The sequence below is a fragment of the Proteiniphilum sp. X52 genome (genome assembly GCF_003712195.1).
Lineage (GTDB): Bacteria > Bacteroidota > Bacteroidia > Bacteroidales > Dysgonomonadaceae > Proteiniphilum.
On the sequence record NZ_RDSD01000006.1, the window covers coordinates 45,810 to 59,843 of the forward strand.

Sequence of the window (14,034 nt, forward strand, 5' to 3'; positions counted from 1 at the left end):
CTTATTTCTTATTTCTTTTAGTAAAAAAATGAATATTGAAACCGCACTTCGTAGTAAGATCAACAGCCGCACAAAGCCGGTAGGTTCGCTCGGCAAACTTGAAGAGATTGCCTTTAAGATCGGCAGGATACAACAAACACTGACGCCCGAACTGCGTAATCCTGCCATACTGGTCTTCGCCGCCGATCATGGCATTGCCGACGAGGGGGTAAGCCCCTGTCCGAAAGAGATCACCCATCAGATGGTGATGAATTTCATCCACGGGGGCGCCGGGATCAATGTGTTCGCGCGCCAGCACGGTATCAACCTGAAAATTATCGATGCCGGTGTCGATTTCGATTTTCCGGCAGGATCAGGTGTCGTCGATGCCAAACTGGGCCGTGGCACCTGCAATATGTTATATCAACCGGCCATGAGCATAGAGACCTGCCGCATGGCGATGGAAAGAGGAGCGGAATTTGTCCGTCAGGAATTTGATCATGGCTGCAACGTGATCGGTTTCGGAGAAATGGGTATTGGAAACACCTCACCGGCATCATTACTGCTGCACAAATTCGCCGGCATTCCACTCGAAGAGTGCGTTGGACGCGGTGCCGGACATGACGAGGCAGGTGTCCGCCATAAATGCGATGTCCTTCGACGGGTGGCAGAAAAATATAATCCCGCTACGCCACTCGAAATACTGGCTACATTCGGAGGGTTCGAAATTGCGATGATGTGTGGAGGCGTACTTGAGGCGAAACGGTTGAACATGCTGATCATCGCCGACGGATTTATCGCCACTTCCGCCTTTCTTACCGCATATGAAATGCAGCCCGGTATCCTTGAAAATACGCTCTTCAGCCATTCGTCGGATGAGAAGGGCCATCTATTGATGCTTGAATATCTGCAAGGCGATCCAATCCTGCACCTCAACCTGCGTTTAGGCGAAGGCACCGGTGTCGCCCTGGCCTATCCTCTTGTCAGGTCGGCATTGATCTTTCTCAACGAAATGGCGGGTTTTGAGGAAGCCGGCGTACATGACGTAAGCAAAAAATAAGGGCAATGAAACAGCAACTCAACCTCTTTTTCCACGCACTCCTATTTTACAGCCGCATTCCGGCAGGTAAAATCGACTATTCGGAAGAAAATCTGACGAAAGCATTCCGTTATTTTCCATTGGTCGGCATTATTGTGGGTGCGCTAGGAGGTGGAGTTTTTTTGCTGTTCCAATGGATACTCCCGATACCGGTCGCCCTTGTGATAGCGATGACGGCCATAGTATTTCTCACGGGGGCGATTCACGAGGACGGTCTCTCTGATTTTTTCGACGGGTTTGGAGGGGGACGCGACAAGGAACGCATTCTCTCCATCATGAAAGAGAGCGCTATCGGCGCTTATGGCGTTATATCCCTTATCCTGTTGTTTCTGCTGAAATTCATGTTGTTGCTTTCCATCGGCCCATCCCATATCATGGTGGTGCTGATTGCAGCCCATGCTTCGAGCCGCATGATGCCGGTCTTCATGGTGAACAGCTCACGGTATGCCCGCACCGGAGATAGCAAAGCGATGCACACCCGCAGAAAAACAGATATGACCACTTTCCTGATCGCCCTTACGTTTGGTCTTGTTCCATTGAGTTTTATGCCCTGGCAAATCATAGTGATTGTCATTCCGCTATATGCAGTGATCATGATCGTGTTGAAAAAATATACCGAAAAAAAGATAGGCGGTTTTACCGGTGATGTGTTGGGTGCGTTGCAACAATTTTCGGAGCTCGCTTTCTATCTTGTTTGCATTATAATATATCCCATAAATCAATAGTTTGACATCTGTAATTTCAGACATACACATTTCTCTTTATACACTGGCGGAAGTTCTGCAATTGGTAATTGGTAATTGGTAATTGGTAATTGGTAATTCCTCATGAGACTCTATCTTGTCCGACATACACGCGTGGATGTGCCGTCAGGGATCTGTTACGGGCAGACCGATGTCCCATTGGCCGCTTCGTTCGAAACCGAATCGGAATCTGTCCGGTCGAAATTATCGAAGATACAGTTTGATGCTGTTTTCTGTAGTCCGCTGAGCCGATGCATGAAACTCGGTTCATTGCTGTCTTATCGCTTCCAAACCGACGACCGGTTGAAAGAACTGGACTTCGGCGAATGGGAAGGCCGGACCTGGGATACGATATTCGAATCGGAAACAGGGAAAAGGTGGTTTGGAGATTATCTGAATGAAACCTGTCCGAATGGGGAATCGTATAATGATATGCTCTGCCGTGTCCAGGGGTTTATCGACGACCTTCCAGATACCAGAGGGAATATACTGGTTATAACGCATGCGGGAGTGATCCGGGCATTCAAAATACTACTGGAAGACCATCCGGAGAACATGTCATCCGCTGAACGAATATTCCCCGCAAGAACAGGCGACACTTCACGGCATTCGCCACACAAAGTGTTCGACGAACCTATTGCTTACGGGCAGATTACAATCATAAAAAACCTCCCTAAAACGCAGAGCTGGTCATGAAGAAGAATTTAAAATCCCGCCTTTCAGTATTACACCTTCCGACATCATGCCTTTTAGCATCATACCTTTTGGTATCATACCCTTTGGTATTATATTTTTTCTTATCTTTGTCAAAATATTTGTTTGAATATGGAAAAACTCCCTTTTATTTTTGGCAAATCGACTGATGCGGCAAACTTTACCGATCGGGAAGAAGAGTCTGTTCGACTGGCTCTCAACTTTAAGTCGTTGACAAATACGACGATTATCTCGCCACGACGCTGGGGTAAAACATCTTTAGTCGAAGCTGTATCAAAAACAGTTATGGATGAAAGCAAAACAATAAAAGTGTGTCTGCTTGATATTTTCAATGTGCGTAGCGAAATAGATTTTTACGACTATTTCGCAAAAGAGATTCTCAAGACGACAGCAAGCCGTTGGGAAGAAATGGCGACTCATGCCAAGAATTTTTTGGCACAACTGTTACCGAAAATATCATTTTCACCTGATTCGCAAGCCGAAATTTCATTCGGCGTAAGTTGGGAAGCCTTACAGAAAAGTCCTGATGACATTCTTAACCTAGCCGAAAATATTGCAAAATCGAAAAACATACGTATTGTCGTATGTATCGACGAGTTCCAAGCCATAGGCGATTTTCCCGACAGCTTGGCTTTTCAGCGGAAGTTGCGTTCGCATTGGCAACACCACCACAGCGTGGCCTATTGTCTTTACGGCAGCAAACGCCACATGCTGCTCAATATTTTCTCCAACATTTCCATGCCATTCTACAAGTTTGGCGACATCATGTTTTTACAAAAAATCAACAATGCAGTGTGGGGGAAATTTATAAAAAAACGTTTTGAAGACAGTGGTAAAAAAATCGGGATCAAAACCGCCGAATATCTTGCGGCAAGGGTGGATAATCACAGTTACTACGTGCAGCAACTTGCGCAACAGGCTTGGCTGCGGACCACGGAAACCTGTACGAAAGAAATCATCGAGAATTCCTTGCAAAGCATTAAAAATCAACTAAGTTTACTCTTTATCGGACAAATCGAAGGACTTAGCGCGACACAGATCAATTTTCTGAAAGCCGTATTAGATGGCGAAAGCGCCTTTACTTCAAGGAAAGTATTACAAAACTACCGTTTGGGGACCTCGGGCAATCTCAAAAAAATAAAATCGGCACTTTCATCCAAGGAAATTATTGATATACAGGAAAAAAAAATAGAGATCTTAGACCCAATCTTTAAACTTTGGTTAAAAGAAGATTACTTTAGAAACTATTTAAATTTCTTTTGAAAGAAGTAAATAAAAAATAATTCTTTTGAATAGCGAAACAAATACGGACCGACCGGCCACATTCATGGAAAAATGAAGATAAAATGGTCGAAGTATTTAAGTTACAAGCATCAAAAACATCGTCAACGAATGAAGAAACTTCGGCCCATTATGTTTGTCGGCACCGGCTCCGATGTAGGAAAATCGGTGATCAACACCGGTTTCTGCCGTATATTCCTGCAGGATGGCCACTCCCCTGCCCCGTTCAAGGCGCAGAATATGTCGCTCAACAGCTATCCGACCGGCGACAATCTCGAAATAGGCCGCGCACAGGCTGTACAAGCGGAAGCGTGCCGAATCGACTGCACCGTAGAGATGAACCCGGTCTTGCTGAAACCGACCGGCAACTCTACCTCGCAAGTGGTACTCAACGGCAAGCCGGCCGGAAACAAGTCGGCACGGGAGTATTTCAACGAGACCGACCGGAATGCACTGTTCACAGAAGTGATGCGTTCGTTCGACAGGCTGGCCAGCCGCTATAATCCGATAGTGATTGAAGGGGCGGGCAGTATCTCGGAGATCAACCTCCGGGAGAAAGATATCGTGAACATGCGTGTGGCACTTCATACCCATGCTGCCACATTTCTGGTGGCCGATATCGATAAAGGGGGTGTGTTTGCCAGTGTGTACGGAACCCTTGAATTGCTTCCCGACGGCGAACGCGATGCCATCAAAGGGATCATCATCAATAAATTCAGGGGAGATATCGCACTGTTTGAAGAGGGTAAAAAGATACTGGAAGAGCTGACAGGAAAACCGGTAGTGGGCATCATTCCCTACTGTAAAGGACTTTTCATCGAACAAGAGGACGGGGTAGTTATCGAAAAAAAGAAAACGGCCTTGAAAGCCGGAAAAATCAATGTCGGAGTGGTATTGTTGAAACATTTGTCGAACTTTACCGATTTCAATATGCTGGAACTGATGCCGGACGTGAATCTTTTCTATTCGGACAATGCGGAAACATTGTCGCAGGCCGATATAATCATTATCCCTGGATCAAAAAACACGCTGTCGGACTTGAAAACACTGCGGGAAAAGGGCCTTGACAGAGCCATCCTGGCGCATCACCGCAACGGAAGACCTTTGTACGGTATTTGCGGCGGTTACCAGATGATGGGTGAGGAGGTACGCGACCCGGATGGCGTGGAGGGCGATATCGCATCCCTACCCGGTTTGGGAATTCTTCCGGTCGTCACCACCCTTGCCGACGGTAAACAGACGCGACAATGCCGGTTTTCATTTATTGAAGGCGACATTTCAGGGGAAGGATACGAAATACATGCAGGATATACACCTTCCACTCGCCCGCTCTGTCGTATGGAAAACGGTGAAACCGACGGTTTTTTCCTGAACGACAATACCTGGGGGACCTATATCCACGGTATTTTCGATAATGCATCCGTCATTGAACAGGTGCTACGTCAGATAGATCCCGCCATCTCCGTTACCGTAGATTATAAAGCCCGCAAGGAAGAGGGATATGACCGGCTCGCCGATATGATCCGGGAAAATGTGGATATGGAGTATATTTACCGGTGTCTGCGGTAATAGGATGATATGCTTCAGACAATAAAGGAAAGTACCCTTTATGCGGATCGCACCTCCGGCAATAATTGGTAATTCGTGATTCGTGATTGGCAATTTGTAATTGGCAATTCGTAATTTGTAATTGGAAATTCGTAATTTGTAATTGGAAATTTGTAATTTGTAATTTGTAATTCGTGATTCGTGATTCGTAATTGGTATTAAAGGAATGCAAACAGGTCATGGTAACGACACATATAACTATCCTGGGGCTATAAGATGCGACTTCAGCTCCAATATTCCTTACCGGAACGCGTCGGAGACCATCGAGGGTTATCTGAAAAGCCGTATGGATACCATTCGTAATTATCCCGATCCGAACAGTCGTAAGTTAACATCCCAATTGGCCGATTTTCATGCTGTTTCTCCCGATAATATCCTTGTGACGAACGGTTCTGCCGAAGCGTTCTATTTGCTCGCGCACCTCTTTCAACACTGGGAAAGTGTGATCCCTTATCCTACTTTTTCAGAATATGAAGATGCCTGTCACGTTTACCGGCACAGGATTTCATTCATCCCGACAGAGTCTTTGCAAGAGTCCGTCCACTTTAGTGCCGACACGGTTTGGTTTGGCGTACCCAACAATCCCGATGGAAAAATTGTGAACAACGACATGATTTCCCGTTTTTGCAGCGAAAACCGCCACACCTTTTTTGTCGCGGATGCGGCGTATGACGAGCTATGCCCGCGAAACGAATCGGTGAAAGAGTTGCAAGGCAGATTCAGGAATCTGATCATCGTACATTCACTTACAAAAACATTCGGCATTCCCGGATTACGCCTGGGGTATATTGTTGCCGACCGACAGATAATCGACGCTATCCGGTCATTGCGTCCACCCTGGTCGGTAAACGCATTGGCCCTGGAGGCAGGAAGTTTTATTCTGGAGAACCGGGACAGGCTGTTGCCGGATGCCGCTTCACTTTGCGCCGAATCAGCACGGTTACAGCAAGAAATCGCCGCATTGCCGCAATTCGAAGTGACCGCTTCGCCATCCAATTTCTTTTTGGTGAAGATGAAAGAGCGAACAGCGGCAGAACTGAAATATTTCCTGGTCGACCATTTCGGCCTGTTGATCCGTGACGCGTCCAATTTCAGGGGATTGACTCCGCAATATTTTCGTATTTCGGTACAGGAGGAAGCATGGAACCGTCAGCTTATTGAAGCGCTGAATCTGTTTCACACAGGATAACGAGCGTGGATTGGGGAAGAGGATTTTCAAAGAGTTATTTATATCAGCAATTGTATTACTTTGTATCATTTTTTCACCACATATCAGGATTTTCTCATTCCGCTATTGGGCGGGTTATTGCTGGATGCGCTCATGGGTGATCCCCACCGTTTGCCGCACCCCATCCGTCTGTTCGGCAGCATGATAGCGTGGTGCGACAGGCAATTTAACCGGGGAAATCATCGAAAGAGAAATGGCGTGCTGGTCGCCTTGGGACTGGTATTGTCGGTCTTCGCTCTTTTATATGGTCTGGAACGGGCACTTTCTCCCTACCCCTCCTCCCTGCTCATCATCAACACTATTCTCTTTTTTTACGCGATCAGCAACCGGAGCCTGATCTGCGAAGCGATGAAAGTAGAAAAGCGGGTTATGAAAGGTGATATTCCGGCGGCACGAAACCAACTGGCCTGGATTGTGGGACGTGACACATCGCAACTTACAGCAAAACAGATCCGCATGGCAACACTCGAAACACTGGCCGAAAACCTAAGCGACGGAGTGATCGCTCCCCTGTTTTTCTATGTGCTCGGAGGAATTCCGTTGATGATGGCCTACAAGATGATCAATACCATGGATTCCATGATCGGATATAAAAATGAGAAGTACCGCGATTTCGGATGGTTCGCCGCCCGCATCCTCGATGACACGGCCAATTTTATTCCCGCGCGGCTCACTGCTTTATCAATGGTGTTACTACCACCCTCCCGGCGTGGATTCACCTTTATCCGAAAATATTCCAAATGCCACTCAAGCCCCAACTCCGGTTATCCGGAATCGGCGCTGGCCGGTATCCTCAACTGCCGATTGGGCGGTCCAAACCTATATCATGGCAAATTAGTGGAGAAACCCTATATAGGAGAGAACGACCGGGATCTCTCACACGCCGATGTGCGGCGGGCCTGTTTCATCAACCTACGGGTTACCTTGACAATGACGTTGATGATCATTCTGTTCCTTTACGGATTATACTACTTTTTGAGTTGCCCCACCATTTAATTGCAAACTTTTTAGTCACAAACCATTTAGTTTTATATTTTTCTTATACCTTTGCCATACATTATTTCTCCGCGCCGCTGGAGAAAAATATCTCGGATAGAGCCCGTTGCAAAAACGATTATGGCTAAAAACAAAACCATAAGAAAAGTATGTCAAAAAAGAAAAAAAGCAACCGAAGCGTATATTTGATGGTTTTATTGATCGTAATAGCCGGTCTTGCAGTATACTTTTTACAGCGATCCGGCAACGAACCGGAAATATCAACGCAATCCGAAGCGATAGACATTCCATTCCGCAAGCAGGGAGAATTGTTCTTCACCAGTCGGCAGAATGGCGACACACTGGCAATGATCGATATTGAAGTGGCCGATAACGACCAATTACGGGCACGCGGATTGATGTACCGGCGCAGCCTTCCGGAAAATGCGGGAATGTTGTTCATTCAAAGTATGGAAGAAATGCAGAGTTTCTGGATGAAAAACACTTACATCCCGTTGGATATCCTTTTTGTGAATAGGGACAAAGAGATCGTGACCATTCACGCGAATACCACCCCGTTAAAAGAGTGGAACTATGCGTCTACAAAACCCGCGATCTATGTAGTGGAGGTAAACGCGGGATTCACCAATCGGCACGGTATACGTACCGGAGACAGGATAGAATTCATCATCCCGGAATAACGTCCTCCCCGGTCTCCCATTCTTCCCTCTTCCCTCTTCCCTCTTCCCTCTTCACTCTTCATTCTTCATTCTTCACTCTCATTCTTCCCTTTGTTTTTCACATATTTCTCCAACCACCGATCCTGCTCCCACAAGAGGTGGAGTACGTTTTCCCGGGCAGCATATCCGTGGCTTTCCTTGGGCAGGATCACCAGGCGGACAGGGGCGCCAAAACTTTTCAAAGCCTGGAAATAGCGTTCGCTCTGCATCGTATGCGTGCCTGAATTGTTGTCGCTCTCCCCATGGGTAAGCAATAGGGGTGTTTTCATCTTATCGGCATGCATAAAAGGCGACATGGCATTATAGGTCTCTGAGGCAATCCAGTAACTGCGCTCTTCCGCCTGAAAGCCGAAGGGTGTAAGCGAACGATTGTACGCTCCGCTACGGGCGATACCCGCGGCAAAGAGATCGGAATGGGTCAGCAGATTTGCGGTCATAAACGCGCCATAGGAATGTCCCCCTACAGCGACCCGCTCCCGGTCGATATATCCCAGTGCATCCACGGCATCTATGGCCGCTTTGGCATTGGCCACCAGTTGTTTCACAAAAGTATCGTTCGGCTGTTCATCTCCTTCTCCCACGATGGGAAAGGCCGCGTCATCAAGGATCGCATAGCCGCGCGTTACCCAGTATACAGGGTTTCCATACGACAGGTAGGTGAATGAATTGGGATTGGCAGTCGTTTGTCCCGCGCTGCTCCGGTCCTTGTATTCAGTAGGATATGCCCACATGATCATGGGCAGTTTTTCCTTTTTGTCCCTGTCATAACCCACCGGCAGGTATAATGTGCCGGAAAGTTCCACCCCATCGTCGCGTTTATAGCTGATGACTTGCTTATGGACATTTTCAATGCTTTTGAAAGGGTTTTCAAAGGCGGTCAACGGCTCCGGCGCACTTTTGCTCCTGATATTGCGGATATAATAATTGGGATATTCCCTCGGCGACTCAATCCGGGTGATCACCGTGCCTTTTTTACTGTCGACAAAGGTGACCAACTCTTCCACCTTATCGGTATAGGCAGACTGATAGATCCGTTTCTTTTTCAATGTTTTCAGATCCAGTTCGTCGATAAAGGGAAACTGTCCCTCAGCGGTGAAACCGTCTCCAAAAAAGTAAATCGAATTTCCGTCCATTTTCAACGTGTAGGTCCCCAGCGCATTTTTTGTGGTTTGCGGATAACCGGGATCCTCATAAACATTCTGATAGTTCCGGTCGACCAGGACACGAGGTTCCTGTTTGTTGTCCGACGGATTAAAAACATACATCTTCTGATTCCGCGTGTTCCACCAGCGGTCATGAAGAACAGCGTATTGATTGTTTCCCCAGGTAATCCCCGCGTAACGGTGAATGGTTTTTACCAACGAACGGGGTGTGCCGGTGAATGGGGCATCGAGTTCGAATACCTCATCACGGAAATCCACTTCCACTCCGGGATCTCCTTTATCGAGCGCCTCCACCCAATAGAGGGTCGAAGGCTTGTCGGCACGCCAGTAAATATTCCGTTTTCCCTGCTGTGTGGCCATAAATCCTATCGGAAGGTTATCCAGTAACGGCTGTTCATTGAATTTCATTAAGAAATCTCCTTCAGCCGTGTATATCTCCGCGACATTGGGAAAATTATAATAAGGAACGGTATAAGAGAACGGACGGGAGAGTGTGGTCAGCAACAGATATTTTCCATCCGGGGAAAATGATTGTCCAATATACATTCCGGCCCCCTTCCATTGTGTTTTCGATCCGTCGAGCCCTATCTTATAGAGCTCCGATGTCATTAACCTTTCGAAATTAGTCTCATCCACCGGGTTTTTCAACAGGTCCTGATAAGTACGGTTCTGCGATATCTGTCCGTCACTGACCGACACAATCGGCCCTTCCGGCAAAGCTTTTTGGATATCGATCAATCCGGCCCGGTCTTCAGGAAGAATCCTCACGAGTAATCCGGTTCCCCCGCCGAACCAACTGTATGGAAATCCGGCATTGGCGTTCACAACCGCATCCGTCACTCTTTTTGCCTGCAAGGTTTTCAGGTCGACAATCCACAACTCTACACCGTTTTCCACCGTATTGGTAAAAGCAAGTTTTGTCTCATCAGGCGAAAAAAGGACATTGGCGATAAGAGGTTCGGAAGGCAACCCTTCTATCTGCCGTATTTCCTTATCGGTCGTTTTTTTATAGCGGATATTATTAAAATAGGTAATGGTACTCGATATATTGGCATCGGGATTGATACGTAGTCCTGCCAACCTTACTTCAGGCTGATTCAAGTCGGACAATGTTTTGAACGTATTCCGGTAAAAGAACAACATCTGCTCACCCTTACTGTCCATATTGACTGACGGCGCTCTCTCGATATCCACCAGCTCCAGAATTTCTGCCGGCGGCACCTGATAGGTGATATTTTCCTGCGATTCAACAAACCGGGTTGTCATAAGCAAAACAAATAAAATGAGGCAAACTCGTTTCATGATGGATATGTTTTTTATTTAGCATAGTTTATATTTGTAGAATATAAGATGCGGTTCGGCAGAATCTTCAAACAAGTTTGATATTCCGCGCTCACCTTTCACAATCTTTGTTGAATATAAGTGCGCTCCGGCTTTCACTATATTTTATGAAAAACGGAAGCCGACGCCTGTGCTGTGGGCATCACGACCATGTCGTTGATATTCACATGCGGCGGACGGGAAACCGCGAACCAGATACACTCTGCGATATCGTGGGCGACCAGACACTCATATCCCTCATACACTTTATCGGCACGGTGCTTGTCCCCATGAAAACGCACGAGGGAAAATTCCGTCTCCACGGCACCGGGACATATCTGCGTTACTTTTATATTATGGGGAAGCAGATCAAAACGCATCCCTTTCGTCAATGCGTCCACGGCATGCTTGGTAGCGCAATAGACATTTCCGTTGGGATAAACCTCTTTTCCGGCGATCGATCCGATATTGATGACATGTCCTTTTTTCCGGGAAATCATTCCCTGTGAAATGCAACGGGTAACATACAACAGTCCCTTCACGTTCGTGTCGATCATCCGGTTCCAGTCCAGGCTGTCACCCTGCTGAACCGGCTCCAGACCGGCAGCCAGACCGGCATTATTCACCAAGACATCCACACTTTGCCATTCCGGGGGTAGATTTCCCAGGGCAGCATTCACTCCCTCCTCGTCCCGCACATCGAAACAGAGAGCCAACACATGCGAGCCGTTCTCTTCGAGTGTGTTCTTCAATACGTTCAATCTTTCCTGCCGTCTGCCGGTGATTATTATATCGAACCCGTTTCCGGCAAGTTTCAGGGCTGTAGCTTCTCCAATTCCGGAAGTCGCTCCTGTGATTAATGCTATTTTCTCCATACAACTCAATTTCAGATCCAGAAATCAAGGATAAACTAATGTGCTAATTTATTACTATGCCACACATCGCTCAACGGAACGAAGCGCAGTGATGTGCAAAAATAGTGTAAAAAAAAACATAATCCTTGTTTTAATAAACAAAACCTTACTCCCTAAAACAAAAAAGCCTACTTTTACGTTATCAGAGAATAAGAATCTGTTTTGAATTTTTTCATCCATTGTTTTTTAGCCATTTTTCGATGGATTTGGATTTTCATTGATTGAAAAGTGGCGGGCTACTTAAAAGAAATGAAAGTTCAAAGGCGCGAAAAAGGGCAAAAAACAATAGGAAAGAGTCGAAAAATAAGCGTAAAAGAATTACTCGTAAAATTCAAAACAGTTTCTAAGATCATGTCACAAAAATTTTATCTATGGAGGAACATTTTATTACGGTGAAAACATTTGCCTTCCCCGCCGATGTGCCCATCGTCCAATCATTCATGGAAATGAGAGGGATTGAGACCTATATGAAGAATCTCACCTCCAACAGGCTGGCTTATACCCTGGGAGAAATAGAGATGCAGGTGAGAAACTCCGATTATGAAAGGGCAAAAGAGGCTCTGATCGAAGGCGGATTTGCCAAACCGGAAGATTTTCTATAATTTTCCGTAATCTTTATTCAACTATTCAAGATTGAGTCTGCTCCGAAAATCCCCAAAACCGATTTCACAGGCTTTCAACTCATTGAAAATCAATAGTCTTTTTGAGAGAAATTTGGGTAAAAAAGACTTTTCGGAGGGGATTCAAGATTTAAGAAGCTGTTTTGAATTTTTTCATCCATTGTTTTTTAGCCATTTTTTGATGGATTTGGATTTATTGAAATGTGGCGGGCCACTTAAAAGAAATGAAAGTTCAAAGGCGCGAAAAAGGGCAAAAAACAATATGAAAGAGTGGAAAATAAGCGTAAAATAAGCATAAAATAATTACTCGTAAAATTCAAAACAGTTTCTAAGATTGAATAGGATTGAGCCGGGAGGGAACCCTTAAAGGGGTTGATTATTAACAGAACAGAGATATATTATAAATTTCATAGGATTTCCAATGTCGATAGAGCACGAAAAAAAAGAAAGACGGTATAAATATATCCTGATCGGATTTCTTATCCTGTTAGGACTGATCATTTTCAAGTATACCCGTCCCTATATGAGCGGGTTTCTGGGCGCAGCCACCTTGTATGTGCTGGTGAACGGGCAACAGAAATATTTCACACAAAAGCTTAAATTCAAAAAGTCGCTCAGTGCATTGCTCATCGTGTTGGAAGTCCTTTTCTTTATCCTTCTCCCCCTCACCGGACTCACTTTTCTGGTAATTGATACTGTGTCGGGAATTTCTATTAACCCGGAAGCAATACTGATACGGTTTAACGAATTTGTCGATACGTTAGAAGAAAGACTGGGATTTAATATATTCACTCCTGAAAATCTGTCCGCCTTGCCGAGAGCAGGGTCCAATATCCTGCAAATGCTTGGAAACAGTGTCTACTCGTTCATCATCAATGTCATTGTCATTCTCTTCGTATTGTATTACATGCTTTTCAATAACGACGAGTTTGAAACGGCTATCCGTGAAGTGTTACCCTTCAAGGAAGAGAATAAGCAGATCCTTGCCGAAGAAACGCGTATGATCATCCAGGCAAACGCCGTAGGAATACCTCTTCTGGCAATTATCCAAGGTTTTTTTGCCTACCTGGGATATCTTTTTTTCGGCATAGACAGTGCGATTTTATACGCCATTCTCACCGCTTTTTCCACCATCCTGCCTATCGTAGGCACCATGATTGTCTGGGTTCCACTAGGGATCACCCTGCTGCTGGGGGGAGAGTATGTGAACGGTATCGCATTGCTTATATATGGTATGTTTATTATTGGAGGCGTGGATAATGTGGCCCGTTTCTTACTGCAAAAAAAGCTGGCCGACATCCATCCGTTGATCACCGTATTCGGAGTACTTATAGGGATTCCCATGTTCGGGTTTTGGGGAGTTATCTTCGGACCGCTGCTTCTTTCGCTTTTCATACTCACATTCAACATGTTCCGGCACGAATACATACCGGGATCAAAAGCAGAACCCCGTGTTACCACACGCATCAAATCCCGGAAGGTGAAAATTCCGATGTATGAATCGGTCAAACCCGAAAAGAAAAAGGGAAATTTAGAAGGGACTGAGTAAAACAAATGAATAATGACCGGTCAATCAATGGGTCAATGGTCATACCGAAATCATAATATCCACAGGTTATTCTTTGGCACTGTTTTTGCCATACCATATGG

12 protein-coding genes are annotated in these 14,034 nt (G+C 45.8%); 10 read left to right on the forward strand and 2 right to left on the reverse strand.

Annotated features, from left to right (window positions below; translation table 11 throughout):
• The first annotated feature begins 28 nt into the window (after window positions 1-28).
• The 8 genes from cobT to D7D25_RS06740 all read left to right on the forward strand — a co-directional run bounded on the left by cobT (window position 29) and on the right by D7D25_RS06740 (window position 8,328).
• Window positions 29-1,039, forward strand: a complete 1,011-nt coding sequence (gene cobT / locus D7D25_RS06705) for a nicotinate-nucleotide--dimethylbenzimidazole phosphoribosyltransferase (protein WP_122968210.1) — start codon at window positions 29-31, stop codon at window positions 1,037-1,039.
• A 5-nt stretch (window positions 1,040-1,044) separates the two neighbouring features.
• Window positions 1,045-1,803, forward strand: a complete 759-nt coding sequence (cobS, locus tag D7D25_RS06710; protein WP_122968211.1) for an adenosylcobinamide-GDP ribazoletransferase — start codon at window positions 1,045-1,047, stop codon at window positions 1,801-1,803.
• A 102-nt stretch (window positions 1,804-1,905) separates the two neighbouring features.
• Window positions 1,906-2,517 (forward strand): alpha-ribazole phosphatase, encoded by a 612-nt coding sequence (gene cobC, locus D7D25_RS06715; protein WP_122968212.1) that lies wholly within the window; start codon window positions 1,906-1,908, stop codon window positions 2,515-2,517.
• Between the two features lie 129 nt (window positions 2,518-2,646).
• Window positions 2,647-3,798, forward strand: coding sequence for an ATP-binding protein (locus D7D25_RS06720; RefSeq protein WP_122968213.1), 1,152 nt, complete (start codon window positions 2,647-2,649; stop codon window positions 3,796-3,798).
• A gap of 129 nt (window positions 3,799-3,927) precedes the next feature.
• Entirely contained in the window at window positions 3,928-5,385 is a 1,458-nt protein-coding gene (locus D7D25_RS06725) for a cobyric acid synthase (RefSeq protein WP_122968214.1), read from the forward strand.
• Window positions 5,386-5,590: 205 nt separating this feature from the next.
• Window positions 5,591-6,613, forward strand: a complete 1,023-nt coding sequence (locus tag D7D25_RS06730) for a histidinol-phosphate transaminase (protein ID WP_122968215.1) — start codon at window positions 5,591-5,593, stop codon at window positions 6,611-6,613.
• 60 nt (window positions 6,614-6,673) lie between these two features.
• Window positions 6,674-7,648, forward strand: coding sequence for an adenosylcobinamide-phosphate synthase CbiB (gene cbiB, locus D7D25_RS06735; protein ID WP_122968216.1), 975 nt, complete (start codon window positions 6,674-6,676; stop codon window positions 7,646-7,648).
• 149 nt (window positions 7,649-7,797) lie between these two features.
• Window positions 7,798-8,328, forward strand: a complete 531-nt coding sequence (locus D7D25_RS06740; RefSeq protein WP_122968217.1) for a DUF192 domain-containing protein — start codon at window positions 7,798-7,800, stop codon at window positions 8,326-8,328.
• Window positions 8,329-8,393: 65 nt separating this feature from the next.
• Here D7D25_RS06740 and D7D25_RS06745 read toward each other — a convergent pair whose 3' ends face one another.
• Window positions 8,394-10,832 (reverse strand): prolyl oligopeptidase family serine peptidase, encoded by a 2,439-nt coding sequence (locus tag D7D25_RS06745; protein ID WP_122968218.1) that lies wholly within the window; start codon window positions 10,830-10,832, stop codon window positions 8,394-8,396.
• Between the two features lie 137 nt (window positions 10,833-10,969).
• Window positions 10,970-11,725 (reverse strand): SDR family oxidoreductase, encoded by a 756-nt coding sequence (locus tag D7D25_RS06750; RefSeq protein WP_122968219.1) that lies wholly within the window; start codon window positions 11,723-11,725, stop codon window positions 10,970-10,972.
• A gap of 410 nt (window positions 11,726-12,135) precedes the next feature.
• Between D7D25_RS06750 and D7D25_RS06755 the strand changes: the two genes are divergently transcribed.
• A complete protein-coding gene (locus D7D25_RS06755; RefSeq protein ID WP_122968220.1) occupies window positions 12,136-12,366 on the forward strand; it encodes a putative signal transducing protein in 231 nt (76 codons plus the stop codon).
• A gap of 439 nt (window positions 12,367-12,805) precedes the next feature.
• Complete coding sequence (locus tag D7D25_RS06765) at window positions 12,806-13,933, forward strand: AI-2E family transporter (protein WP_122968222.1); 1,128 nt, start codon at window positions 12,806-12,808, stop codon at window positions 13,931-13,933.
• Window positions 13,934-14,034: the final 101 nt, after the last annotated feature.